Genomic DNA, 26032 nt, shown 5'->3' with positions numbered 1-26032 from the left:
TGGAGGTGGATGATGAAAGTAGCTGTAATTGGTGCGAATGGAAAAATTGGTCAGCATTTGGTTGAACAAATGCAGCAGGCAAAAACACACGAAGTAATAGCGGTGGTGCGTAAAGAAGCGCAGCAAAAAGCATTACAGGAGCAAGGTGTTACTGCCAAGTTAGGTGATTTAGAAGGGCCAGTGTCGCAGTGGCAGGAATTGCTTAATGGTTTTGATGCCGTGGTCTTTACCGCGGGTTCTGGCGGAAATTCTGGTGACGACAAAACCTTGTTGGTTGACTTAGACGGCGCGGTAAAAACCATGGAAGCCGCAGAAGCGGCCGGAGTTAAGCGCTTTGTCATGGTCAGTGCCTGGCAGTCGAATAACCGGGATAACTGGGCTGATGCCTTACTCCCCTATTATGCAGCCAAACACTATGCTGATCGCGAGTTGATGCGCACAGGTCTCAACTGGACCATTGTCCGCCCGGGTGCATTAACCGACGAAGAAGCAACTGGTAAAGTGGTGGTGGGTGAATCGCTGGCGCCGGGTTCTATTCCGCGCGAGGATGTTGCCAGTGTTCTACGCCGCTGCCTGGATGAAAGCGGCACTGAGATGAGAGCTTTTGATTTAATGGCAGGCGAGAGTGAAGTAGAACATTCTTTACAGTCGATGAAAGAAATGGCTTAACACTTCAATAGTCCGTTCAGTTTTCGCCGGTACATTATCTTTAATGGGTAATACCGCATGGACACTGTACGGACTGCCTTCCCAGTCTGGCAATAAACGAAGTAAGCGACCACTTTCAATGTAATGTTTCACCTCTGGTTCAGGAAGCAACCCGAACCCAACACCGTCGAGAGTTAACTGAACGACGGTTTGCATATTATTTAGCAGAACTTTAGGCTTCGGGAAATTGCGTGCTGGTAAACTGGGGATGTGTCCAATAAAGCAGTCTTCAGGCAACTCCTCTATTGTTTTAATTGAGCTGCTGGCCGCAGGATGCTCAGCAGCAATACAAGGGACCAGGTGCCAGTCGGCCAAATGTCTTGCGTATAAGGTTGAATTGGCTAGTGGACCAATGCGAATGGCAAGGTCCGCTCCCGCCGTAATTAAGTCCACAGGTTCGTCCGTCATGTGAAGTTGAAAGCAAACATTAGAAAATTCTTGTTGCAGTTGCTTCAACGGCTCGCTTAACAAACCACCACCAAAGCCAACCGGCGCAATAATTTTAATTTCGCCTTGCGGCTGCTTGGTTAATTGATCCCACCTTTCCTGATTCTTTGACGTAATAGCCAACATATCCAGACAGGATTGATAAAACACCTGACCGGCTTCTGTGAGTGAGAGTGAACGTGTATTGCGGTGAAAAAGCGAAACGCCGTTGTCGTTTTCTAATCGCTGCAGTTGTTGGCTAATGGCTGACACTGTCATGTGCAGTTCGTGTGCCGCCGCGCTCATGCTATTGAGCTCTACCGTACGGGTAAAAGCTTTTAGTGAGCGAATCATTTTCGGATTCATGTTTAAGTCCTGCTAAAAGAGCTTTCAATATTTTTGCAATTGCTGATTTCATACTACCAGTTAAAATTGCCAATGAAAATAATTCGCATTTAATAATTTCATTAGGGGACGGATATGAATCGCAGGATCAGCGGCATAACATTGAGCGTTTTGGCATTAACTGTAACGTCAGCGGTAGGCGTTGCTCAGGCTCAGGAACAAGAGCAGTCAAAACGGAAGCATCACAAGCACAAAGACATGGAAACAATGGTGGTTACGGCCTCGGGTGTTGCGCAGCATTTAAAAGAAGCGCCGGCCTCCATTTCTGTTATTGATAAAGATGACCTCTCGCAGCGTTTCTACAAAGATCTCACCGACGCAATGACAGACGCCCCGGGCGTTATCGTGACCGGAGGCGGTGACCGTCAGGACATCAGCTTGCGTGGTATGGGCAGTGATTACACGTTGATTTTGGTGGACGGCCAGCGGCAAAGCTCCCGTGAAACCCGGCCAAACAGCGATGGACCGGGTGTCGAAGGTGCCTGGACACCGCCACTGGCCGCAATAGACCGCATTGAGGTCATTCGTGGACCCATGTCATCACTGTATGGCTCCGATGCTATCGGCGGCGTTATTAATATTATCACCCGCAAAACGCCGGAAGAATGGCGCTCAGAAATTCGTGTCGACGGCACGTTGCAGGAACGCTCAGAGTCCGGAAACAGTTATCAGACCAACCTATTTACGTCGGGTTCGCTGATTAAAGATACGCTGGGTATTCAGTTGTCGGCAGGCTATACCCGACGTCTCGAAGACGAAATTGTGTCAGGTTATAGAGACAAAACCGCAGAGGATGCGGATTTAAAATTGGCTTACACGCCAAACCGTGACCATGAAATTTTGTTTGAAGTGGGTACCGCGACGCAAAGCATCGACGCGTCTTTAGGTAAAACGGTAGAGCCGCTTGCGCCCGGCGAAGAGTGTGGGCGCCGTGGATGTCCAGAGTCATCAACGACTGAATACGACAGTAACAGTGTGTCTATTGCTCATAATGGCCAATGGGGCGTGGTGGGTGCCCGCAGTTACCTAAAGCGTGATGAATACGAAAACAAGGCACGGTTAATGACCATCACCAATACCGATTTTCAGAGTCACTGGAACGTGCCCCTGCTGGACGAAAACACCATGAATCTTGGGCTGGCGTACCAAAAAGAAGAGCTGGAAGATTTAACCAGTAACCAGATAAGTGATCGTACCCGCATTGAAGGGTCTCAGTGGTCGGCCTTTGCCGAAACGGCCTGGCCACTATTTGACAAATTCAGCCTGACAACCGGTGTGCGCTACGATGACGACGATGTGTTTGGTGGGCATTTAAGCCCGCGCGTTTACGGTGTTTACACCTTAAGCCGTGCCACCACCGTAAAAGGTGGCGTTTCAACCGGTTTTCGCGCGCCAAGCTTGCGTGAAACCACGCCGGACTGGGGGCAAGTCAGCCGTGGCGGAAACGTTTACGGTAACCCGGATTTAGAAGCGGAAACCTCCACTAATTACGAGTTGGGGTTATACACAGACTGGGGTCGTCGCACCTCTAGCTCGGTCACCGTATTTTATAATCAGTTTGATGACAAAATTACGCGCGTAGACTGCCCGGCAAGCATTTGTGATGCTGGCCCTAACCAGTTTGGTTCAATGCCGACCACCCGGATAAATATCGACGAAGCTATTACTCGCGGAGTTGAAATGACTTTAAGCACTTATTTCAGCCGGGAATGGTCACTAAAAGGTAACTATACCTACACCGATTCAGAGCAAAAGTCCGGTGAGTACGCCGGTGAGCCGCTGAACCAGTTACCTAAGCATCTGGTGCAAACTTCGTTAAACTGGCAGCCCAGCAAGCGCTGGAACAGTTGGTTGCGGGTGCATTACCGTGGAGAAGAAAGTCAGCCGACCACCGGACCGTCGCAGGATGCGTTGGTAGCTCCTTCCTATACACTGGCTGACTTTGGTGTGAACTACTTTGTCACGCGTGACCTGAAGCTGGCCGCGGGGGTCTACAACCTAATGGACAAGGACATAGGTGTGGAAGAGTACGGCTATGTTGAAGACGGCCGACGCTTATGGTTGTCAGCCGCTTACAGCTTTTAACGCCTTATAAAATGTTGTTTAAGGCTATGCCGATACCGAAGCGAGTCTGTTTGTGGTTGTAATCAATCAGGCTCTCTCCGTAACCGGTAAATATTGAGGTGTAGCCTATAAATTTACCGCCAATTGGGAAGGTCCAGTTGAGTTCGGCGGATCCTCTGCCGGTATCAATGGCGTGACGAAGCTTTAACGTGTACTCGAAGTCACCATCGTTATAAGCCGTGGTAAATTCGTAGTCACCGACATAGTCGGTAATATTAGGGTTGTCATCGCCACTGGACTGCATAGGGTCGGTTTTCCGATCTTCCTGCAGACGGAGCCAGGGTTTCAGCGAGAAGACGAAACGGCCTTTTTCCACAACAAACTGCATATAACCACGGTTCCAGCTGCGTGATAGCGGCTGGCTACGCCCGTTAGATAAGTGTTCTAAACCGAAAACTAAAGCGGTGTTGGTGCCAAAAGGATGCCAACCGGTTGAGGTCGCGTAGAAAAACTCAGGCATGTAATTGGTTTCGCGGAATGGCTTAGAAATGTTATCAGAATACACCTGCCACCAGGACTGAACCGTTAACCCAAAGAACAGTTGGTCGTCCTCGAACAATAAGCTCTCTTTATTAAAGGGCACCTTAATACTAAACTGAATTTTAGCTTCATAATCTTCAAGATTTTTTTCATAGCCCTGAACATCGGCATACTGCAGTCGGTTGAGATTATTACTGGTCACTACCGGTAGCAGATAGTTGCGGCGGTGCGGCGTTAATACATAAGGGTCAAACTGAGTCACCTGCTCGCTTTTCATGCGGTTGGTTAATGCGCCAGGCTCTTCAACGGCATCGACATCGACAATGTCGTCATCTTCTGGAGCGGACCGCAGCTCTTCCTGGCACTGAGCCCGGACATCGGCAATAGTGGTGTCGGTGTCTGTGTTGTTCATTTTATCCAGCAGACATTGCTGCATATTTGAGAGTTCTTGCGCCTGGACATTAACCGCTATAGCGGAAACTCCTGTCGCAACTATCCAGATCCATTTTCTCATAAGCGCAATACTCCTTAATTAAAACTCCTTGTACTATAGCGTAATAGAGGGTTTTAGATCACTCGTTTACAAAACAGGGCCTGTTAAAAATTTCCAGGCCCTGTTGTCTTGGTCAGTTAAAAGTTATGAACAATGGATAGGTTAGCTGTACGACCGCGCAGATTATACTGGGTCATATCGTATCCGTAGGCTCCGCCAGCCGGATCAAACGGCGGCTGCTCGTCGAACAGATTACTGATATTCAGGGTCAGCTGAGTGTCACCAAAACCCTGATAAACCAGTTGCGAATCAACCTGCCAGTAGCTGTCGACCTTTTCATCTAAACCCGGGTTGCTGCTTTGCGTGGCCACCTGCTGCTCATAGCTACTGGTGTAGTTGAGGCTGACACCCCATTGCCAGTCGCTAACAAGCCAGCGCAGTTGGCTATTTCCTTTCCACTTAGGCAAGGCCCCGAGAATATTACCGCCAGCACCGTCAGTGGGTTCCTGACCCGCCACCAGTGCTTGCTCATATTCCAACAGCCGTGACCATGTGCTTTGAAGCTGAAGCGTCGAGTTGCTTAACTGCACCTGATAGTTCGCATCAATATCAAAACCGCGGGTAGAGCGGGTGCCCTGGTTGCGGTACTGGTTGCTGATAATTTGCAGTCGCCCGGCGTCGTCGCGCTGAATGCGATCAGCGTACAGTTCCTCATTATTGACAATAAACTGTGCGTTATCGGGCGCAATAATGTCGTCCTGTTCAATTTCGAATACATCGACAGCAATACTGGCACCTTTTTTCGGAGACCAGATAATACCGGCATTGAGGTTGGTTGAGCGTTCGGCATCAAGCTCAGAGTTACCCGTACGCACTTGCGTAAAACCGCGACGCACGCCCGGATCAATGGGGTCGTTCGGGTCAATAACTGAGCCATAACTGATGGTATTGCTTTCAGCGATTTCCGGAAGCGATGGCGCACGAAAGCCGCGTGACCAAGAACCGCGCAGCAACCAGTCGTCGCCTAAGACATAGTGGAACGCCACTTTAGGTGACCAGGCTGAACCAAAATCATCATAATGGTCATAACGGCCGGCCAGGTTTACGTTCAGGTTCTCGACAACAGGAACGTCTAGCTCAACAAAGCCTGCGGCAACTTGTCGCTTTCCTTTAACCAGGTTGATTGCCGGGCGCAGCTCGGTACCCGATAACACTTCCGGCGAAGTTCCCGCATCCATTTCTTCTTCACGCCAGTCGACCCCAAAGGCAACGCTTAGCGGCCCGTTATCCAGCTCTTTTAAAATGGTGCTGGCATTGGCGTTAATACTGTTTAACTCGTAAAAGCCCGGACGACGCGTATCAATGCGCAATGCCTCAATGGTTTCTGCGTCGTTATTGCCGTTAAAAAAGTCATACTCGCCGTTGGCCAGCACATTTTCAAAAGTGTAACGGTTTATAAAGTTATCAACGTACTCGCGCTGGCGGCTTTGTGAGTTCAGCACATTGACCGACCAGTCCCAGTCTAAGCCGCGGTAATTTACGCCGGCCAGAAAGCGATGAAAGTCCTGTTTATTGGCTTTTACGCGCTCGCCCACGTCAAAAAACGTGTATTCAAAAGGTAAAGGCTCTGAGCCCGGGTTGTCTGGATGCCCCACAGGTAATTCAACCGGAATATCGACTAAACTGCCGGTTTCCTGATTGTAAGCCCGCAGCCCGGCACCGACGCTTAGCGGTGCGCCAAACACATGGCTTGAACGGTTATTGCTGTACAGAAAGTCACTATACGCCTGTATGTCGTCGGTAAGCTGCAAAGTGCCCTGTAGTGAGAACTGATGTCGCTCAACTTCCGGCTGCAGCGTATTGTATGGCTGAGCGTTAAAGGCACACACCTGCCCGTCTGCCCCAGGGGTGAAATCGCTTCGGTCTCTTTTTTCAGACAGGCCCGGGCAGTTCTCAAAAGCCTGAGGGTTTTGCGGATCACTTAAATAATTACCGCCCTGAGACGACCAGCCGGCCAAGCGCCCGCCGGGCTTGTCGCGAAAGTCTCCGGAACGGGTAAAGTCGCGGTCATCGGCGTTTAAGCGCTCGCGGGTCAGATAATCGTAGCTGAATGTCAGGTTATAGCCGTCGTCTGCTACGTCGCCTAACCCACTGATAACGCCCGCGCTGTATTGCGTTAACGAACCTTCGCTGGCACCGCCGACACCCGCGCGGAACTGAGTGCTTTGTACGTTGTTGCGCAAAATAATGTTGATAACCCCGGCAATAGCGTCCGAGCCATATACTGCGGAAGCGCCGTCTTTCAGTACCTCTATTCGCTCTACCGCGCCTAAAGGTAACGCGTTTAAGTCAACGAAGGTGTCCTGAGTGCCCAGCGCAAAACCGTAGTTAGAGACCCGCTGACCATTCACCAGAATTAGCGTATTTTTCGGGCTTAAGCCGCGTAAGCCAACCGACGCCGACCCCGCCGAAAAGCTGCTGGTGTATTGCTCGTCGTAACTGTTACCGGTATTCACCGTTAAGTCACGCAGCAAGTCTGTCAGCGTAATTTCACCGCTGGCCGATATGTCGCTGGCATCAATAATTTGCAACGGTGTGGCGTCTTCATTCTGGGCCCGTTTAATGTAGGAACCCGTAACACTAATGCGTTCCAACTCGGAGCTAGCATCATTGGCTAACAGAGCTGGGGATGCCGATGCAGCGATAAGCCCAGCGGCAACAGTTGATAACGTAAAGAACTTTGATTTCATTAAATACCTCACAAAATGAACAAATAAGCCGTTTAGACGTCTAAACGGCCATTTAGCATAAGCGAGATGAGTGGTGGAGGTAAAGGGGAAATTATTGTTTAGGGGAAAGTTTATTTGGCTCTAAAGAAGAGCGCTAGGCGGATAGCTATTCACCCACTAATCATTTAGCGGGCGAATAATATCGATAAACATCAAGGCTGATCCGGTCATGAAGAGCCAAACACCTACTGTTGCATAGCTCGCGAAAGTGGGTAGAAAGAGCATACTTCCAAAAAAGAACGACAAGCTAGCTAATACCCCTAACGTGTTTTTTTGAAGGCGCTGTAAGAAAGTTGCTTTCATACTACGACCCATTACTTTATGTCGGGTTGGAAACGGAAACTTACCGCAATACGATTCCAGCTATTTATCTGTACTATGACCGTGGTCAATTCAATTAACCCACTTTCTCCAAAAGCGTCTAGTGCCGACTGAAAGACAGCATCTGTGATTTCTACTTGGTTGATTAGCGTTAGTGCTTCGGTCCATGCCAACGCAGCCCGCTCTTCTGCGGTAAAACACGATAATTCCCTCCATGCCGGAAGCACATCTAGCCTTGACTGAAGTTCACCATCAGCTCGGGCTTCATCGGCATGCATTTTCTGACAAAAGCCACAGTGGTTTAGTTGTGATGCGCGCAGTCTGACGAGGTGCAGAAGTTGCGGGGACAGATTTACTGATTCCGGTACATCGCCTAACGCGGTTAAATGAGTCACCAGGCGCGGGCATTGTTTATAAAGTGAAGATTGTGAAATTCGGTGTTGCATAATGTCCTCCAAAGATTAACTCAGGATACTTTAGGAACATTCGCTAGCTATCGATTGGAGATTTGCGACATTTTTCTTTGGCGGTATTGCAGTGGCGTTTCCAGGGTTTGCTCACGGAAAGCATTCGTAAAGTGCGCTTGATCGAAGTAGCCACAGGCAAGAGCAATGTCGCTGAGACTGTCTGGTGTCAAAATCAAATATTGTCGGGCGGCTCGAATTTGAGCAAAGCCGTGCAGCTGATTTGGTGTAAAACCTAAGTATTTGCGCAATTGCCTTTCCAGTGTGCGTCGACTAAATCCATTCTGTAACGCCAGTTGCTGAGGCGGTATTAAATCAGCAGACGCATGAGCCAATAAAGTCGACCACTTACGATTCGGTTCTTGAGCACGATAACTCAGCGTCAGTAACCAGTTTTGTACCGCCTGTACTTGCTGGTCTGCCGAGAGAGTAAGCAGCATGTCCATTAATGGCTGTAAACTGAGTTGTTGAGAAACGGGTGTGTCGAATAAATCTATTTCGATGTTCTGCGAATCATCGATATCCAGCCCCAGCAGTGCTTTCGCGCCTCCCGGGCGGAATCGTACGCTAATGTACCTTGTTGATATATCCCAACGGTGAGTAACGACTCGAGTATGGTGAAAATAACGTGCATTGATCCGAGTATTACGTATTTCAAAAGTTAAACTGGACCCAGCATCGGGATAGAGTTTTTCTTCAACATGGCGCGAACTGTTTTTTAAGTCATTATTAACCCACAAGCACTGAACCCAACTGGAGAGGCTTGGAAATGGCGGAATCATTTCTAACCCAATATTAGAAAAGCTGGCAGCAGGTATAATGTCAAATTTGCTGTGTGACATGCAGGCGACCTTCGAAGTGTACGTGAATAAATAATAACCGATTGGAACAAATAGCCCAAGCAGACAGCAACTACTGGCAATTACCGAATAGCTTTACACAGTCTGGACGGTGAGCTGATTTGGGAAGATAAAGCCGGGTTAGATTAATTTTCAGATTTTATCTCAAGGCTGGTTATAATCTAACTAAAGATACTGGCTTTCAGGACAGCCCAAGGCACAGGCTTATGTTATTGATTGACGCGTTTATCCGGTTTTCCGCACTGGGCTTGTTGCTGCTTATGACTGTGCTGACCATTAAAGACCAGCCGCGTTCCAGGCGTTGTACTTTAATGGTGGCTACAAACCTCTGCCTGGCAAGCTTTCTGCTTGGTTCTATGCCTGCTGAATTTGCGCTTCCTATGGTGTGGCAAGTTCCCTTTCGGTTACTGGATACTTTGCTTTTGCCGGTCACCTGGGTATTTGTGTTAACCCTTTTTCATCGAGATTTCAGGCCCGGGAAACTCCATTGGCTGACTTTAATTGCAGTTAGTGGCTCTATGCTGGCGGAGCGGGCTGTTTGGTTGGGCTGGTTGAATGAGCTGCCTGCGTGGTGGCCTGTTGTTATTATTACGCTGGCACTTTGTCTGGTGGCACATATGATGTTTGTTACGCTAAAAGGTCGTAATGACGACTTAATTGAAGCCCGGCGTACCTATCGACTTTATTTTTTGTTTATTATTTCAGCGTCTGTTTTGGTCGCGGTTTTGGTGGGCTCTGTTTGGTTGCAAAGCGCCCAGTCTACAATTAACGCGCTGAGCGTCTGGCTTCCCATTTTCTCCATGAGCCTTTGGGTATTAAAGGGCGACACGTCGGCGCTGATTTTTTATCGGAACGCGTCTTATAAAAAGCAATTGTCAGCAGCGGATAAAAGAATACTGGCCGAACTCGACAAGCTAATGACACAAGACAGAATGTATTTAGAAGAAGCTCTGACCATTGCTGATTTGGCCAAAAAGCTGGGGGTAGCAGAGCATAAATTGAGAACCTTGATAAACACCCAAACGGGCTTCACTAACTTCAGCCATTACATTAACTCTTTCCGGCTTAGAGGCGTGATGGACTGCTTCTCAAAACGAGAGAACGATCACCTTCCCATTTTAACCATTGCATTGAATAACGGTTTTAACTCTTTACCGCCTTTTAATCGTGCCTTCAAAAAAGAAACCGGAGTGACGCCGTCTCAATTTCGCAAAAACCTTCAGAATTTTCGAAATTGACGCGATATTTTTCATAATCGACCAGCTTTTGTTGGGTTGCCTTTCTATTCTGAATGCACTTATCAGAACCAAAGGTCGTTACCTATGAAAGCGTTAAACTTAAAGAAACTCGGTTTGTGGTTAATTGTTTTATTGCTTGTTCTCAGCGCGACTACTTTCGGTGTTATGTACTACCAGGTGAATAAAGCCTGGGGAGAATACGTTCCTGTTGTAGACCCCGCGCTTTATGCAAAAACTCAGGGTGCTTACGCCATTACCAACGCCAACGTTTTGTCTACTAACGGACAGAACATGCTGCCTAATCAGACGGTATTGATTCAAGAAGACAAAATAACAAAAGTGGGGAGCGAATTCTCGTTACCTGAGGATGCACAAGTCATCGATGGCACAGGCAAGTTTATAATCCCCGGCCTTATTGATGCGCATGTACACTTATGGCAAAGCCCGAATGACTTGTTGTTGTATCTGGCTAATGGCGTCACCCATGTACGTGAGCTCAATGGTAGTGAAGAGCAGCTGCAATGGCGTGCTGAAATTGCAGCAGGAAGACCGGGACCGGACTTATTTGTGGCAACTCGACGTCATAATAGCTCAAGTGGTATTGCTGGCTTGTTCGACCGTTGGGCAGCAAAAATAAACCCAGTAACCGATATCGACGAGATACCTGAGCGGGTAAATGAAATTAAAGCGACGGGCTACGATGCCATAAAAATTTATACGCTTTTAAGCAATGACCACTTCTTTGCTTTTAACCAGGAGGCCGGTAATAGCGATATACAAATTTTAGGGCATATTCCATATAACCTGCCACTTTCAGAGCTTTGGTCATCGAACCTGAAAGAAATAGCTCATGTTGAAGAGTTTGTTAAAGCCCTGGATCGAGAGTTTGGTGGCTATAACCGCGATAACACAGAGGCCTTTCTGGAATTTGTAGAAAAACGTAGTACCGACATAGCGAGCCGTCTGGCAGCGAATGATATGGCGGTGGCTTCTACTCTGGCGCTTGTCGAGAGCTTTCCTGTACAGAAAAAGAGCGTAGAAAATGCACTGAGTCATGTTCACGTAGAGCATGTAAACCGCGGAATTGCGGAGTCTCTACACCCAAGTATTAAAGTCATGGGGTGGCTGCCGGAGGTAAACATTTATCGCTTACCGGAGGACTATCCTAAAGAGCGCGTTCCTGGTAATCAGCGTTATTGGAAAGCTTACGCAAAAGCGAACCAGATACTTTTGCAGGCTATGCGCGATAATAGGGTCAAGGTTCTGGCCGGTACTGATGCAAATGTGCCGGTGATGGTGCCCGGATTTTCCATGCATGATGAGCTTGCCGCGCTGGTTCGTACCGGCTATACCCCAGCCGATGCGTTGAAAAGTGCGACGGTTGAAACCGCGCAGTGGATGGGGCTGCAAACTGGCGTAGTTGCCGCAGGCTACCAGGCAGACCTTGTGGTACTGGATAGTAACCCGCTAATGGATATTCACAATACGAGAGCAATTTCGGGTGTTATGTCTAACGGACGTTGGTATTCACCGAAAGACACTCAAGCTATGTTAAAAGCGGTTCGGGACGCAAACGAAGGGATTAATGTACAGTGATAGTAAATGAGCCAATGCAGAACAATGCCTTCGATGTAGCTTTCACATTACAGCGACTTTTTAGTCACATTAGCTTTGCTAACCTCGCAGCAATCCATCAAAAAATGACAGTGGATTTTTAGAGGGCAACAAAATGAGTAGACAATTCAAACAGGTATCGTGGTTAGCTCTGTGGACATTTCTGGTTAGCTTTCCATTTTTTACCCACGCAGCAGAGGCGCCCGGTGCGCTGACCGTTATAGTTAAAGATCAGAATACTGACCGGCCACTCTCAAACGTGCAGATCACGATCACTGAACGGGAAACCGATTCCACACAATCTGTAGAAACCGATGCACAGGGTCGCATCGTTGTTGAACAGCTCGACCCCGGTCTCTACTCGGTAAACGTTGCCAAAAGCGGGTTCGCTTCATTGTATGAGCCAAGCGTACGCGTGGTCACGCGCAAAAACATCAAGGTTGAATTCGAACTGACAGAAGTGGAAATTGAGAGAATGGTTGTTTTAGGACAGCAAACCGATGCATTTGCATCTGCTTCTAGCACCTATCTCGATAGAGAAGCGTTGCGAAGTGCTGTGGGCGGTGGCGCAGATCCACTCCTCTCGCTGGACGGTTTACCTGGCCTGGCGTCTGCCAGTGAATTCGCAAGCTTTAGTGTACGCGGCCGTGGTCCACGAGATAATTTGTTATTTGTTGATGACTTTCCCTTTGATAAAGCGGTGCACTTTGATGCTTCACTAGGTGAAGAGGAAGACGTGGGTGGTGGTGGCCGCTTCTCGATTTTCGCACCGAACGTTATCAGCGGCGCAGAATTCTCACCAGGTGGCTGGGGACCAGCTTATGGTGGCCGTGCCGCATCGCTACTCAAACTCGATGTCGCCGATGGCAATCCAAGCCCTTCAGCGAGTTTCCGCTACGACCTTGCCGGTTATGAAGTGGGTTACGACGGTCCTGCCGGTATTACCGAGGACTCGACTTTACTCGTTTCTGCTCGACGACTGGACTTCGGCGCTTTGTTTGAAACGATTGATGAGCTAGACATTGGGGAGCCTGTTTTAAGAGATGTCATCGTAAAGTCGGTCATACCAGTCAATCAAGATAACACATTTGAAATTCTACTGATCGATACACACGAGGACTACACTCGCGACGTGACTCACGTTTTTGAATCGCCGAACTTCGAAGATGCTTCGCTTCAATATTCTGAACAAGACAGTGATTTATATGGCCTGACATTGCGATCATTAGTCGGCGAAACAGGGGTCTGGACCAACAAGGTTTACTACCGCAAAAGCGACAAAATTAGTTCAGAGGGTGAAGCCTTTCCTGATCAAGCACCAGAAGGAGCGCCTGCGTCTAGTATTCCGGTGCGCGAGGACATTATTACCATCGGTGAAGGTGAAACGGAGATCGGCTGGCGCAGCGATTTTGAAGAAATAAATCAATGGGGTATGTTCAGTGCGGGTGTTCGTGTCACGCAAATAGACCTGGACTACAATACGGTTTTAGATGGTGATTGGAACCGGTTTGTCTACGACGACGATGATTTTAGACCAGACCCTGAACAGCGTTACATTGTGCTGACGCCCGAGAGTATCAATTCTTCGATAAGCCAGAAAGAAACCAGTTATGCTGGTTACGTCGATCAAGTTTTTGAGTTCGGGGAGTGGGATTTTAGTACGGGCTTAAGGCTCGAACGAGACGGTTTTGCTGACGAAAGCCTCGTCTCGCCCAGATTCAGCGTTAACTGGCAGCCAACTAAAACGGTTAGATATTTTGCGACCGCAGGGATTTTTCATCAGTCGCCACGGTATTTAGAGCTTGCCGCTAACGAGTCCAACGACCTAAAAAACGAAAAAATAACGCATGGGAGTGTTGGTTTAAAATTTTTCCCGAACAACAATTGGTCGGTGCTAACAGAGGTCTATTATCAAAACCTCGACGACCTAGTGGTCGACCTTGACCGGACAAACGGTACCTTTGCCAACATTGGTGACGGCACATCGTATGGCGCCGACATCGTGACTATGGGAACAATTAGCGATGGCCTTTACGCTACCGCAACCTACTCTTACAACGACGCTGAAGTCGACCGCAAAGATGGTCGCGGTGACGTAGCCGCTGAATTCAGTCGCGAGCATGTCGCTACCCTTGGTCTGACTTGGGAAATCAACGATCGCTGGAAAGTCGCTGGGCGCTACAAATATCTTTCGGGAACACCTGACGACAACTTTATTATTCACGAAGACGTACTGGGACCCGGGCAACCGTTACGCTACTCGAAAGAGATCACTGAGCGTAATATCGGTCGCAAAAGCGGCACCGGCTTGGTAAACCTTCGGGTTGACTATCGGCGCGCGATTGGACCTGTCGATGTCACGGCTTTTCTTGATGTCATCAACGTAACGTCTGCGGCCTCGGGTGACGAAGCCGAGTTTGACTACCGCCGTGGCGTTGAAGTGAAAGATGATGGCGAGGCAGAGCCACTGATTGGTTTACGATTCGATTATGCCTGGTAAATAGGTCTGGTAAGGGAGAGCAATAAATGGCAAATGGGCTTGGCGCAGTGCCGATTAGAGTCTTGATTGTCGAAGATAACCGCGACATTTGCGCGAATATCGCCGCGTACCTTGAAAAGCATAGCTATGTTTTGGATTTTGCCTATGACGGTATCAGCGCCATGCACCTGGCGCTGACAAACCCGTTCGACGTTATTGTTCTGGACCTGATGCTTCCACGGATGGATGGCTTAAGTTTCTGCCAAAAACTCAGAATGGATGCCGAAATAGCAACGCCGATACTGATGCTAACGGCGCGAGACACGCTTGACGATAAACTCAAAGGCTTCGCGGCAGGCGCCGATGACTATTTGATCAAACCTTTCGAGCTACAAGAGCTGCATGCGCGACTGCAAGCGCTTTACAAGCGCAGCCACGGCAAAACCGACAACCTGCTGACGGTTGGTGAGCTGACTCTGAATAAGTCCACGCTGCAAGTGCATCGGGCGGGCCAGCGCGTCGATCTCAACCCAGCAGGCATGAAACTACTGCAACGATTGATGGAACAGGCACCATCTGTGGTGACTCGCGATGCTCTCGAAACCTTGTTGTGGGCTGACGAGCGCCCCGATGGTGATGCGCTTCGTTCGCACATGTACAAGCTGCGGCAGGCTATCGACAGGCCATTTGATAGCCCGCTCATTCATACGGTGCATCGCATCGGCTATCGAATTTCAGAGGACGCATAGTTATGTACCGACACAGTTTGCGCAAGCGTGTCGCAATTGCCTTTGCGATCTGTGTTGCGGTACTCAGCGTGGTCTGGGGATTCGCCTTCTTAGCTGCGGTCAGGTTGAGTGAAGACCGTGTGCTAACGCAGCAGTTACAGCACGCTGCCGACAACTATCCTGCGCTGGAGACCAACTTACGCGGCTACGATAATGCTGAGAACTTGCCGGAATCACTGCGGGAATGGGCGCAGACAAACCCCGCCGAGGGGTTGCACGAATTCGAGGCCGAAGAGTTACATGTTGCGGTAATACCGACCGACAATGAACAGCGACCCGCCTTTGTGGTTTTCGACGTTGCCGGAATTGAGGCTCCATCGTCCGAAGATTGGTGGTACCTGCTGATTATTACCGGTGTCGTGGGCACGCTCGGTGTGCTTGGTTTCGGGCTGGGGGTTTTGGTGATGCGTCGAGCAATCGCCCCTGTAACGCAGCTTGCCAAAGCGGTTGAGAGCATCGACTTAGAGCATCTATCCGCCGAGGATTATAAACGCATTGAATCGAGCCGGTTTGGTGATGATGAGGTTGGTCTGCTCGCCGAAGCTATTGAAAAAACACTGGAGCGTATCAGTGCCTTTGTCGATCGGGAGCGATACTTTACCAGTTCTGCCAGTCATGAGTTACGCACACCAATCACGGTCATAACAGGGGCGCTTGAGCTTCTGGAACAAAGCGACCTGTCCGCGGCCGACGTGAAAACCTTAGATCGCGTGAGGCGTGCAACGCTCGACATGAAAAATACGATTGAAATGTTCTTGTGTCTTGTTCGCGAAACCGACGATGGGTTGTATGACGAGCAGTTTTTAGTGACGCCGCTGGTGAGCCAGGCCATAGATCAGCAGCGCTACCTGCTGAGTCGCAAATTCGTCGATGTTGATATCGACGAACTCGCAAAACCCGAAATCAGCGGACATCCACAGGCTTTTTATATTGTGGTCAATAATCTGGTGCGAAATGCGTTCGAACACACGCTCGACCGACAGGGACCCATCACGATTCGTATTAAAGAGCACGAGCTCTTGGTTACCAATGAGGTGAGTAGTGACGCCGATGAGCGGCACACGCCGACCGAGGCGTCATCGTCTCATGGGTATGGCCTGGGTCTGGGTATCGTGCAACGCCTGTGTGAACGCAATGGTTGGTCGTTCTCGCTGCTAGCTGACGAGAAGCGTGTAGTCGCCCGTCTTTCGTGGTGACGACGGCAGACCATTAAACCAGCATCGGCAAAGTAGAGCCGACCAAGATCAACGCCATACTCCAGTTAAAAAGCCGCATGTGCAATTCCTGTTTTAACACTCGACTGATTTTTTTGCCTGCGTATGCCCAAATAGAGGCGGAAGGCATATTAACGAATATAAACGCCAGTGTGACCAAAGTCAGTCCAAACAAACTTGCTGTCGGGTTATAAAGGCTCACCGCTGATAAAGCCATCGTCCAACCTTTTGGGTTTATCCATTGAAACAAAACAGCGGCCGAGAACGTCATCGGCTGATATGAAGCGCTCTCCACTTGCGGACGACTACGCGCAATTTTTAATGCAATGTAAACTAGAAACACGCCACAAATCACGCGCAGCACATCATGGATCCTGGGGAAAGTCTTAAAAACCTCGGCTAAACCCAGTCCCACTAAAAAAATCATAAGGCCAAAGCCAAAGATGACGCCCAACATATGGGGGATAGTCCGTCTAAAGCCTACGTTGGCACCCGAAGCCATGAGCATCATGTTATTAGGGCCCGGTGTAAAGGTAGAAACAAAAGCGAACAGCACAAGCGCCAGTAATGACTGATCCATGATAGCAACCTTTTTCAGTAAAACATGGCGCATAGAATAACTGGAATGCTATGAAATTTTGTGCTTTTATTGCCAATAATGCAGTAAATTAAGAAACGATATTCTCTTATGGATAAATTTGACGAAAAGATATTGCAAGAACTGAAAAACGACGGACGAATTTCCAATATCAAACTGTCAGAGCGTATTGGATTATCGCCGTCGGCAACATTTCGGCGAGTACAGGAACTTGAACGTAAGCGCGTTATCAAAGGCTATCGCGTAATTTTAGACCCTGAGCAGCTCCAAATCGGTTTTGTCGCATTCGTCACCATTGGCTTAAGTGATCACCGCAGAAGCTCGCAGCTAGCGTTTGAGCAACACGTTGCAGATGTACCCGAAGTCGTTGAGTGTCACAACGTAACAGGAACCCATGAATATCTGTTACGCGTTGAGGCAACTGACCTCAAACATTTTCAACGTATACACTCCAACGTGCTGGGTGAGTGCCCGCATGTCAATGCCATCACCACAATGGTTGTGATGGAGTCATCAAAAGATCAGCGCAGTTGAATTAGGTAGAAATCCGAGGTCCGTTGTTCGCTCTGAGCGAACTATCTGCATTCGCTAATTGTCGAGTGAAACTCGAAAGTCGTCCAGGTTGGCGATAGTATTAATGAAGTCACTGAAGATATTTAGTAAGGAGAATATATGAAAAGGCGGGATGGTGGAGACGCTGCTAATTATACCCTCGGAGTCACTGGCACCTCGACTCTCATTGCATTGTTTCAGTCTATAACTCGGTCAAAAGCTTTAACTATCATGTTTGCCTTAGGCTTAGTCGCTGTTATTAGCTTCCTATATTTTCTCATGGCAGGTTGAGGAGTTTTCTCTGAGGCAGTAACGCACTGAAAAGCTAATAACCTGGTATCACATAAACCTAATCCTAACCACATACACGTCCACAATGAGCGAACGGCGGAAGTTCGATTTATCCATCGCTTAAAAATTCAGTTCGTTGCGTCAGGCAAATGTGTCGATTAATATCAGGCTTTACCAGTCAACATTTGCCTGCGAGGTTGTAATGGAAATAGAAGTAATAAGACCAAAACAATATGCTGATATGGCTCGAGACTATCATTTGCTAGCGGACGGCGAAGAGGTGGCTGTTATAAAGCGTGGTGCAACACAAACAATAACTTTGCCTGAAGGTAGTAAGACGCTGAAGGCTGTAGTTGATTGGTGTTCGAGTCCTGACTTTGATGTTAGTGATATTTGCTCTGGAAAAGTTGTAGTGAAGAACTCATTTGGGTCTAACTTTTTCAAGTCTATATTTATGCCGCTGTATTACATTTCTTTAGGCAAGGAAAGATACTTAAAGATCGAGACCGGCCTAAAATAAACTCAGCACATCTTGCCTGTGTGACTGGTTCCAACGTGGGAACTAACCCGTATAAACGCTCTCCCTGACAATTATTTGTGAAGTGACAATAAAGTTTCCAGAAAACGTCCAGAGTGACAACGTGACAGTAGTTTGTACACTGAGTGGAGAGTAACACTAACTTCTTTGTTGACTGTTAAGCGCCAAGAGTGGACGCAAAAGTGAGCATCTCAGGTGCTTGCATTCATTCTCAACTAGCCGAGCATTCTTTACTTTGCCTATAAATAATTAGTGCAAACGCTATCTCAATAAACCCACCCACAAAAGCTGCAAGAGTAAAAGCCGAGGGGAAAATAGCAAGATAAAATCCAGAAATCATGAGTACACTACCCAGAGCCCAGTACACTTTCAAACCATAAAGTGTTTGAAAGGTTAAGTACCTGGCACCAATAATCACTAACATGATTGGATAAAACAGTAAGCCATTAAGCTGTGCCACAATGACAGCAATAAATAGGCCACCGAATAAAATACCCAGATTTTCTATAGCCAGTTTACCAAGCACATTAGTCGCCCCATGTTTACCGGTGGCCCCTAATAATCTTGAAAGTAAAAGGGATATGGGAAATATAAACATACCCCCAATAAGCAATGCTAGCATGCTGTTAAAGGGAGACGAATAAAGGCCAATCAGTCCAGCTGATAACCAAACTATTCCAGAAGCCAACGCTCCGGTTGCACCGCCATAATAAGCACGAGACATATCTTTTTGTGATTCATTGAAATCCATTTTCTTTGCAATCCGCTTTTTTAACATCTGACTGAGTGTCTTCGATGATAGCCGAGTCGCGCGAAGATGCGAAGAGATAAACGGTCCGCTCATCGCTCATAGCAGCCTGCGGTCTACCCCGTTATCACGGCAGTTTAAAATCGCACTGAACCAGCCAATATATTTACCTATACTAATTAAAATGACATATCACATTTCTTTGATACAGTTGTATTCTAAACAATCAAGCCTGATCAAAGAAATGCGCTCTCATATAAGGAAATAAAAGACTGTGGAGAGAATAGTTAGGTTTTTAGACTTAGTGCAATATAATGGCGACGAGCCAGATTACCAGTTCGCTCAAGACCTTATTGATGGGTTGTTGTTTTTTAAAGCGCCCAATCAGCTTAATGATCCCTTTGAAGTTTCTCCTGTCTTGGATGGGAGAGGTCTTGATAAAGCGACGACAAACCAGCTTATAAGTGTCGTTCGAGGCATGTTAAGCCTATCCTATGGCATAACTCCAGCGGAAGCAGAAAGAGAATTGCTAGAACGAATCTCTAAAATGGGTATTGAAGAGTATGCTCAGGTCCATAGAAAACAGCTAAAAACATTATATTTTGATTTGATGCGGCAGAATATGGAGTCTAACGGAGTATGCTGTTTTGTTCAGCCAAATGGCTCTTCTGAAAGTTTAGCCCATGAAAAGTTGATGTGGAGTTTGTATACGAATAAAGCGTCGGGCGTAAGGTTAGAGTTCGATAGAAATGCTTTAATCGACAGTATCGACACTTCAAATCTGGAGTCTAGCCGGGAAGATCTTTCCCGTGTCAGCAGACCAATTTCCTACCAAAAAACAAGACCTAAAATTGATGTTTGGCGGTTTTTTTTGGCTTTATCGAAATCGAGCAGTGAGACAGAACGCGAAAGAATCATGCTAAAAAAAATATTCAAGCCGTATCTGTTCACAAAATCTGAAGCTTGGAGAATGGAAAACGAGTTCAGAATTTCTATAGAAGGAGCTTCAAATAAGCTTTTGCCTTTTAACACAATGAGCTTTAAGACAATTTCTTTAGGCCCAAGATGTGAGGAAAAAGTAAGAACTGCACTTATAGAGGCTTTTATAGACAGTATTCCAATTTATGATGTACGAGCGTCGGATAGCTCGTATGCCTTGGTTAGTAAGCGTATTTAAAAATAGCGTTCTCGTTACCGATTGAACTAACAATTCTCCGTCCGCTAAGAGCGAACAGCAGACACTCGGGATAACTCCTTTTTCCTCAGCCTAAATCGTGCTTGATTATGAACCACGAGTGTTGTCGATGGTTTACTAAGCTTAATTGCATTGATACCGGATTATTTAATCGTTAAATTCAGGGGATTTCTCTGGCAGAATATCCCCTGAGTTTTCTTGGCTACTTTTGATAAGCGCCTTCGCTATAGATTAATTCGTAGCTGTGGCTATAAATCTCGACGATGTTGCCAAACGGGTCTTCCATATAAATCATGCGGTAGGGCTTTTCTCCCGGATAATAGTAGCGGGGCTTGTCCATGCGTCGTTTACCGCCAGCTTCGACAATTCGCTCTGCAAGCTCTTCGACGTTTGGATCCTGCACGCAGAAGTGAAAGACACCGGTTTTCCAGTACTCGAAGTTATCTTTTGGGTTGGTCTGGTTTTTAAATTGAAAGAGTTCCACGCCAACTCGATCGCCAGTCGATAAGTGAGCTATTCGGAAGGCTTCCCAGCCCGGGCCAAACACGTCGCTGCACATTTCACCAATGGCGCTCTCATCTTCCTGAATCTCGGTTGGTTCCATAATCAAGTACCAACCCATAACCTCGGTATAAAATTTTACGGCCTGCTCTAAGTCCGGGACAGAGATGCCGATGTGTGAAAAATTTCTTGGGTAAACGTTGCTCATAACCTTTCCTCTTTGATGAAACTGAGAGCAGGTTACTTAATGCCTGTAATCATGTAAAATTATGATTTAACATCAATAAGATTATATTTTGTCATGATAAATCCACTGTGGTTACGCACCTTTTGTACACTGATCGAGGTGGGGCACTTCACTCGGACGGCGGAGCGTCTGCACATGACCCAGTCGGGGGTTAGCCAGCATATACGCAAGTTGGAGGATCAACTCGGAACCGAGCTGCTGGTGCGTCGTGGCAAACAATTCTCGCTGTCCGGTTCGGGAGAAAGGCTTTATAACGAAGGCCAGAGTATCCTTGTCGCGTTATCAAACCTTGAGTCGACCGTCGGTGACGATCCGGCTTTCGAAGGTGATGTCAGTATGATGTCTCCCGGGAGTGTTGGGCTAAAACTTTATCCGCATTTGTTGGCTCTGCAGTGCGAGCACCCAAAACTTATCATCGATTACCGCTTTGCGCCCAATAAAGATGTAGAAAAGGCGATAATCGAATCGACGATTGATATTGGATTAATGACATCAAAACCTAATCTGGCTGATATCAGTTGTACACCCCTGGCTCAAGAGCCTCTTCGGCTGGTCACTCCTGCTGCGTTAACAGAACCGGATTGGGATACACTGATGAACCTTGGATTTATTGATCACCCTGATGGGGGACACCATGCCAGTTTGTTGCTTGGTGCGAATTATCCTGAATTTCATCACAGCGATATGTTTCCCAAAAAGGGATTCTCAAATCAGGTGAGTTTAATTTTAGAGCCGGTTAGTATGGGGTTAGGTTTTACCGTTTTACCCGCATATGCTGTTGAAGCGTTTGCTAAGCCCGATCACATAAATGTTCATAGCCTCGCTCATTCGGTTAGCGAAACCCTCTATCTTTGTGTGAATCGCCACCGGGTGCTTCATAAGAGAGCAAAAACGGTAATCGCAGAGGCCAAACGGTGGCTGTGAGGTACGTTCATGAGTAACTTTAATCAGGGTTGAAGAGCTGGATTAGGTTTTAAACCACTTAGAAATACCAAAACTAACCATTGCCGCTCCGAGAATAACGCTGAGTAAACCCAGGTGCACTGTGGGCCAGATTGTTTCCCTTGCTATCGTTTTGAATACAGATGCGCTTTATAAATTAACGTGCCGACATCCGCTGTTGGCACTTAACAGCCATCCGTAGTGCCCATTTACAACTCCGACCCACAAGCATAACCACTACTCCACGCCCACTGAAAGTTAAAGCCTCCCAACCAACCAGTTACGTCCAGCACTTCGCCTATAAAGTACAGGCCGGGTTGTTTCTGGCTTTCCATGGTTTTGGAGCTGATTTCGTCGACGTTAACGCCGCCTAAGGTGACTTCGGCGGTGCGATAGCCTTCGGTGCCGTTGGGTTTTAGCTGCCAGCGGTTAAGGTTGTCGGCTATAGCCTGAAACTGCGCGTTAGAGGTATCCGCCAGCTTGTTGCTCAGCGGCCACTGGTGGTGCTCTGCAAAGGCCGCAACCACTCGTTTGGGGAAGTGTTGCTGCAATACGGTATTGAGCTGGGTTTTGGGTTGCTGCTGTTGTTGCGTTTTCAGCCACTCAAAGGCGTCTAAGTCGGGCAGCAGGTTAATGGTCACGGCTTCGCCGGGTTGCCAGTAGGACGATACTTGCAAAATGGCTGGTCCGCTGACGCCACGGTGGGTAAACAGCATGGCTTCGCGGAAATAACCGTCGTGGGCTTCTGCACTTACGGGTACAGCTACGCCTGAAAGCTCGGCAAAGCGAGCTTTTTCGTCGTCTTGCAGGGTAAAAGGCACTAAACCGGCGCGGACCGGCACAATGGAATGCCCAAACTGCTCGGCAATTTGATACCCCAACGGGGTGGCGCCCAATTTGGGCATAGACAAACCACCACAGGCAACAACCAGTTTGTTGCAGCTATAATCACCACGGCTTGTTTCAATGCGGTAGTTGTCGTCGTAGTTTACCGACACAACCTCGGTACGTAACTGAACTTTGGCGCCGTGTTGGTCGCATTCGCTCATTAGCATACGCACAATGTCTTTGGCAGAGTCGTCGCAGAACAACTGGCCTAAGGTTTTCTCGTGGTAGGCAATGCCGTATTCAGCCACCAGGCCAATAAAGTCCCATTGGGTATAGCGGCTGAGTGCCGACTTGCAAAAATGCGGGTTGGAAGACAGAAAGTTCTCGGGGCCAGCGTACATATTGGTGAAGTTGCAGCGGCCGCCGCCGGAAATCAGAATTTTCTTACCTGCCTGCTTGGCGTGATCCAATACCAGCACCGACTGGCCGCGTTGTGCGGCATGGGCGGCGCAATGCAGCCCCGCCGCGCCGGCACCAATAATAATCACATCCCAGCTCGACATTATTTCTGCAATTGCTCCAGTATGTATTCGGCTTTGCTCACTTCAAAGGACTTGTCCTCTTCGACAAACACGCCTTTGACTTTGCCGTCGGTGATGATCATAGCGTAGCGCTTAGAACGGATGCCGCCGAAGCTGCCGGTGTCCATGCTCAGGCCCATTGTCTGGTTGTACGCGCCGTTGCCGTCGGACAATAACCGAACCTTTTCTCCGATCCCTAAAGATTCGCCCCAGGCCTTCATAACAAAGGCGTCGTTTACGGCCACACAATTAATGCTCAGAACACCCGCTTCTTTTAATGCTTCGGCGTGTTCTACGTAGCCGGGCAGGTGTTTCTCCGAACAGGTCGGAGTAAAGGCGCCAGGCACTGAGAACAGTACGTGTGTGCCTTTGGCAAAAATCTCTGCCGGGTCATAGTTCTGAATGCCAAGATCACCTTTGCTGGTCAGTGAACCTGATGGAATTTTATCGCCTTCTTTAATTTGCTGACTCATGAAAACCTCGTTTTATGTAAACATCAAAGCGATGCTTTTTACTCTTAATTTGACTGTTTGGTTCACGCCCGGCCAGAAAAGGTGCGCTGTTGGGGCGCTTTACTACGACCCTAAATTTGGCCAGAGCGAGGGCGGGTTCCAGCAGGGTATCGGCGTCTTCGTCACTGCCAACTAACTGCTGGAACATTTGCATGTCTTTTTTTACTTGCGCCTTCTGCTTGCCGGTTTTTGGGTACATGGGGTCTAAATAAACCACGTCGGGCTCGTGGGTGAAGCCTTTACCCGTATATAAGTTGTCGGTTCCGATTAAATGCATGCGCTGGCAGGTTTCGCCAATGAAGTCGGCTTCCTGCTGGGCTCTGTGCAGGCCGTTATCGAGCAGCGCAGCGACAACCGAGTGGCGTTCAATAAGCTGCACGTTACAACCTAAGCCGGCCAGTACAAAAGCGTCCCGCCCCAGGCCGGCGGTTCCGTCGACAACCGATGGTTTAAACTGCCCACTAACACCAACAGCTTTGGCTATAGCTTCATTCTTTAACTGCGTGTTTTGAGCGCGGTAGGCGGCTTTACCCTGATGAAAGTCCACCACTAAGGGCGACATTTTCTGTGGGCTTTGCAGCCAGTGCAGAGCCAGTATGCCATTGGTCAGCCAAAGCTGAAAAACGTCATTATCCGTGGTTTCAGACGTGAGTCCCCAGCGCTCGGCGATGGCTTTTGCCGCAACAGTTTCAGCATCGCTGCCTGCAAGAACGGGAACCCGAGCCAAAGTTGTCACTGCGCAGCCTTACGTTGCATATCAATGTGCGGAATATCGTCTTCCAGATATTCTTCGCTAATGGCTTCAAAGCCGAAGCTTTGGTAGAACTTCAGCAGATAAACCTGAGCGCCCACCCGAATTGGGGCTTTGGGGGCATACTCTTCAAGATAGTCGATGCTGCGTTGCATGACTTCTCTACCCAGCTTTAGGCGGCGCACTTTTTCGTGCGTTATTACCCGGCCAATACGAGAATAGCCGGTATCGGCGGTGGACAGGTACAAACGAGCGTAGGCGACCATCTCACCAGCATTGTTTCGAGCGTACAAATGCAGGGCCTGCTCATCGGCGCCGTCGGCGTCCAGGTATGGACAGGTTTGCTCCACCACGAACACTTCTTGTCTAAGTTTCAGTAAGTCGTAGAGATCGTGTAGCGAAAGGTCGTTAAATGCTTTTAAATGCCAGTTCATGTGCCTACTTTCTTCAATGAGTTGCTAAGAGAAACCACGTTGCTTTTATTGACTTCGCTATCATACAGGGCGAGTAGCTCGGCTACGGGTTTGCGACCGTCGCCTTTTTGACTGATGCTGCGCGACACCGACAAGCTGCTGAGTTCGGCTTGTTTGTAGAGTGCGCGGGTCAGTTCGGTATCGTGATTGCTTATCAGTACCGGAATGTGCCGCTTCTTCGCAACCTGCACTGCACGACGGGCCAGTTCGCCCTGGTCGGTCAGCCCAAAGCCACCGGTGGCGTAGCTGGTAAAGTTCGAGGTCTGATCCAGCGGTGCGTAGGGCGGATCGCAGTAAATCACATCGCCTTGTCGGGCACGCCGAAATACTTGTTCAAACGGACGGCAAATAAACTTGGCTTTACGCGCTTTCTCGGCAAAGTGTTCGAGCTCTTTTTCCGGAAAATACGGTTTGCGGTAGTCGCCAAACGGCACGTTGAAAATGCCTTTGCTGTTATAACGACACAAGCCGTTGTAGCCGTGGCGGTTCATATACAGAAACAGCAGGGAGCGAAAGTACGGGTCGCTACTGGCATTAAAGGCGGCGCGTAGGGCGTAGTAAGCATCGGCCTGGTTGTTACGGTCAACGAACAGTTTGCGGGCGTCCTGAATAAAAGTTTTAGGACGGCGCTTCACAAACTGATACAGGGTAATGAGGTCCTGATTAATGTCGTTCAGCAGGTAGCTGTCGTAGTCGGTATTCAGAAAAACTGAACCGGCGCCCACAAAAGGCTCGATGAGCTTTTTACCTTGCGGCAAGCGTGCTGTTATCGGCTCGATAAGTGAGTACTTACCGCCTGCCCATTTTAAAAATGCCCGATTCTTCTTCATGCGCCGGCCGTTGGTGGATCCTCAAGGGATTGTAACCCAAAG

At 48.4% G+C, this 26032-nt stretch carries 25 protein-coding genes; 11 read left to right on the top strand and 14 right to left on the bottom strand.

What is annotated here, in order from left to right; translation table 11 throughout:
- The first annotated feature begins 12 nt into the window (after positions 1–12).
- The gene (locus CWI78_RS12435; RefSeq protein WP_126783119.1) at positions 13–669 is read left to right on the top strand and encodes an SDR family oxidoreductase; all 657 of its coding nucleotides are present in this window, start codon (positions 13–15) and stop codon (positions 667–669) included.
- On the opposite strand, the gene CWI78_RS12430 is transcribed toward CWI78_RS12435, so the two are convergent.
- Entirely contained in the window at positions 643–1500 is an 858-nt protein-coding gene (locus CWI78_RS12430; RefSeq protein WP_126783118.1) for a LysR family transcriptional regulator, read from the bottom strand. The two genes, CWI78_RS12435 and CWI78_RS12430, sit on opposite strands and share 27 nt — an antisense overlap.
- Before the next feature lie 114 nt (positions 1501–1614).
- Here CWI78_RS12430 and CWI78_RS12425 point away from each other — a divergent pair, with 114 nt between their 5' ends.
- On the top strand, positions 1615–3624 hold the full coding sequence (locus CWI78_RS12425) for a ligand-gated channel protein (protein WP_126783117.1): 2010 nt from the start codon (positions 1615–1617) through the stop codon (positions 3622–3624).
- A gap of 4 nt (positions 3625–3628) precedes the next feature.
- Here CWI78_RS12425 and CWI78_RS12420 read toward each other — a convergent pair whose 3' ends face one another.
- The 5 genes from CWI78_RS12420 to CWI78_RS12400 all read right to left on the bottom strand — a co-directional run bounded on the left by CWI78_RS12420 (position 3629) and on the right by CWI78_RS12400 (position 9052).
- Positions 3629–4657, bottom strand: a complete 1029-nt coding sequence (locus tag CWI78_RS12420) for a phospholipase A (RefSeq protein ID WP_126783116.1) — start codon at positions 4655–4657, stop codon at positions 3629–3631.
- 116 nt (positions 4658–4773) lie between these two features.
- Entirely contained in the window at positions 4774–7386 is a 2613-nt protein-coding gene (locus CWI78_RS12415; RefSeq protein ID WP_126783115.1) for a TonB-dependent receptor plug domain-containing protein, read from the bottom strand.
- 156 nt (positions 7387–7542) lie between these two features.
- Complete coding sequence (locus tag CWI78_RS13005) at positions 7543–7728, bottom strand: YrhK family protein (protein ID WP_126783114.1); 186 nt, start codon at positions 7726–7728, stop codon at positions 7543–7545.
- 11 nt (positions 7729–7739) lie between these two features.
- A complete protein-coding gene (locus CWI78_RS12405) occupies positions 7740–8192 on the bottom strand; it encodes a carboxymuconolactone decarboxylase family protein (RefSeq protein ID WP_126783113.1) in 453 nt (150 codons plus the stop codon).
- A gap of 47 nt (positions 8193–8239) precedes the next feature.
- Positions 8240–9052: a helix-turn-helix domain-containing protein gene (locus CWI78_RS12400; RefSeq protein WP_126783112.1), complete on the bottom strand. Its 813-nt coding sequence runs from the start codon at positions 9050–9052 to the stop codon at positions 8240–8242.
- Positions 9053–9276: 224 nt separating this feature from the next.
- On the opposite strand from CWI78_RS12400, the gene CWI78_RS12395 reads away from it, so the two are divergent.
- The 5 genes from CWI78_RS12395 (at position 9277) to CWI78_RS12375 (ending at position 16385) form a co-directional block, all read left to right on the top strand.
- Positions 9277–10308 carry a helix-turn-helix domain-containing protein gene (locus CWI78_RS12395; RefSeq protein ID WP_126783111.1) on the top strand — a complete coding sequence of 344 codons (1032 nt, stop codon included), beginning with the start codon at positions 9277–9279 and terminating at the stop codon, positions 10306–10308.
- Between the two features lie 84 nt (positions 10309–10392).
- Entirely contained in the window at positions 10393–11904 is a 1512-nt protein-coding gene (locus tag CWI78_RS12390; RefSeq protein ID WP_126783110.1) for an amidohydrolase family protein, read from the top strand.
- 133 nt (positions 11905–12037) lie between these two features.
- The gene (locus CWI78_RS12385; RefSeq protein ID WP_126783109.1) at positions 12038–14422 is read left to right on the top strand and encodes a TonB-dependent receptor; all 2385 of its coding nucleotides are present in this window, start codon (positions 12038–12040) and stop codon (positions 14420–14422) included.
- 47 nt (positions 14423–14469) lie between these two features.
- Positions 14470–15150 (top strand): response regulator transcription factor, encoded by a 681-nt coding sequence (locus CWI78_RS12380; RefSeq protein ID WP_476702815.1) that lies wholly within the window; start codon positions 14470–14472, stop codon positions 15148–15150.
- A gap of 2 nt (positions 15151–15152) precedes the next feature.
- Complete coding sequence (locus CWI78_RS12375) at positions 15153–16385, top strand: sensor histidine kinase (protein ID WP_126783108.1); 1233 nt, start codon at positions 15153–15155, stop codon at positions 16383–16385.
- Between the two features lie 13 nt (positions 16386–16398).
- Here CWI78_RS12375 and CWI78_RS12370 read toward each other — a convergent pair whose 3' ends face one another.
- Positions 16399–16983, bottom strand: coding sequence for a LysE family translocator (locus CWI78_RS12370; protein WP_126783107.1), 585 nt, complete (start codon positions 16981–16983; stop codon positions 16399–16401).
- Between the two features lie 108 nt (positions 16984–17091).
- Here CWI78_RS12370 and CWI78_RS12365 point away from each other — a divergent pair, with 108 nt between their 5' ends.
- Positions 17092–17535: an Lrp/AsnC family transcriptional regulator gene (locus tag CWI78_RS12365; RefSeq protein WP_126783106.1), complete on the top strand. Its 444-nt coding sequence runs from the start codon at positions 17092–17094 to the stop codon at positions 17533–17535.
- Between the two features lie 511 nt (positions 17536–18046).
- On the top strand, positions 18047–18364 hold the full coding sequence (locus CWI78_RS12360; RefSeq protein WP_126783105.1) for a hypothetical protein: 318 nt from the start codon (positions 18047–18049) through the stop codon (positions 18362–18364).
- Between the two features lie 229 nt (positions 18365–18593).
- On the opposite strand, the gene CWI78_RS12355 is transcribed toward CWI78_RS12360, so the two are convergent.
- Entirely contained in the window at positions 18594–19133 is a 540-nt protein-coding gene (locus tag CWI78_RS12355; RefSeq protein WP_126783104.1) for a DUF7010 family protein, read from the bottom strand.
- Between the two features lie 271 nt (positions 19134–19404).
- Between CWI78_RS12355 and CWI78_RS12350 the strand changes: the two genes are divergently transcribed.
- Positions 19405–20307: a DUF2971 domain-containing protein gene (locus CWI78_RS12350; RefSeq protein ID WP_126783103.1), complete on the top strand. Its 903-nt coding sequence runs from the start codon at positions 19405–19407 to the stop codon at positions 20305–20307.
- Between the two features lie 220 nt (positions 20308–20527).
- On the opposite strand, the gene CWI78_RS12345 is transcribed toward CWI78_RS12350, so the two are convergent.
- Positions 20528–21034 carry a lactoylglutathione lyase family protein gene (locus CWI78_RS12345; RefSeq protein WP_126783102.1) on the bottom strand — a complete coding sequence of 169 codons (507 nt, stop codon included), beginning with the start codon at positions 21032–21034 and terminating at the stop codon, positions 20528–20530.
- Positions 21035–21127: 93 nt separating this feature from the next.
- Here CWI78_RS12345 and CWI78_RS12340 point away from each other — a divergent pair, with 93 nt between their 5' ends.
- Positions 21128–21997 carry a LysR family transcriptional regulator gene (locus CWI78_RS12340; protein WP_126783101.1) on the top strand — a complete coding sequence of 290 codons (870 nt, stop codon included), beginning with the start codon at positions 21128–21130 and terminating at the stop codon, positions 21995–21997.
- A 227-nt stretch (positions 21998–22224) separates the two neighbouring features.
- Here the strand turns inward: CWI78_RS12340 and CWI78_RS12335 are convergent, their stop codons facing one another.
- The 5 genes from CWI78_RS12335 to CWI78_RS12315 are packed head-to-tail and all read right to left on the bottom strand — an operon-like array spanning position 22225 to position 25990.
- The gene (locus CWI78_RS12335) at positions 22225–23406 is read right to left on the bottom strand and encodes a BaiN/RdsA family NAD(P)/FAD-dependent oxidoreductase (protein WP_126783100.1); all 1182 of its coding nucleotides are present in this window, start codon (positions 23404–23406) and stop codon (positions 22225–22227) included.
- Positions 23406–23897 carry a peroxiredoxin gene (locus tag CWI78_RS12330; protein WP_126783099.1) on the bottom strand — a complete coding sequence of 164 codons (492 nt, stop codon included), beginning with the start codon at positions 23895–23897 and terminating at the stop codon, positions 23406–23408. The genes CWI78_RS12335 and CWI78_RS12330 overlap by 1 nt, the downstream gene beginning before the upstream one ends.
- A complete protein-coding gene (locus CWI78_RS12325; protein ID WP_126783098.1) occupies positions 23881–24672 on the bottom strand; it encodes a class I SAM-dependent methyltransferase in 792 nt (263 codons plus the stop codon). The genes CWI78_RS12330 and CWI78_RS12325 overlap by 17 nt, the downstream gene beginning before the upstream one ends.
- Positions 24669–25121 (bottom strand): GNAT family N-acetyltransferase, encoded by a 453-nt coding sequence (locus tag CWI78_RS12320; protein ID WP_126783097.1) that lies wholly within the window; start codon positions 25119–25121, stop codon positions 24669–24671. The genes CWI78_RS12325 and CWI78_RS12320 overlap by 4 nt, the downstream gene beginning before the upstream one ends.
- Positions 25118–25990, bottom strand: coding sequence for a Dam family site-specific DNA-(adenine-N6)-methyltransferase (locus tag CWI78_RS12315; RefSeq protein ID WP_126783096.1), 873 nt, complete (start codon positions 25988–25990; stop codon positions 25118–25120). The genes CWI78_RS12320 and CWI78_RS12315 overlap by 4 nt, the downstream gene beginning before the upstream one ends.
- Between the last annotated feature and the right edge of the window lie 42 nt (positions 25991–26032).

It is taken from the genome of Idiomarina ramblicola, from assembly GCF_003987255.1.
GTDB classification, from domain to species: Bacteria; Pseudomonadota; Gammaproteobacteria; order Enterobacterales; family Alteromonadaceae; genus Idiomarina; species Idiomarina ramblicola.
Note: the sequence above shows the minus strand (reverse complement) of the source record. Positions and strands in the feature narration are given on the sequence as shown.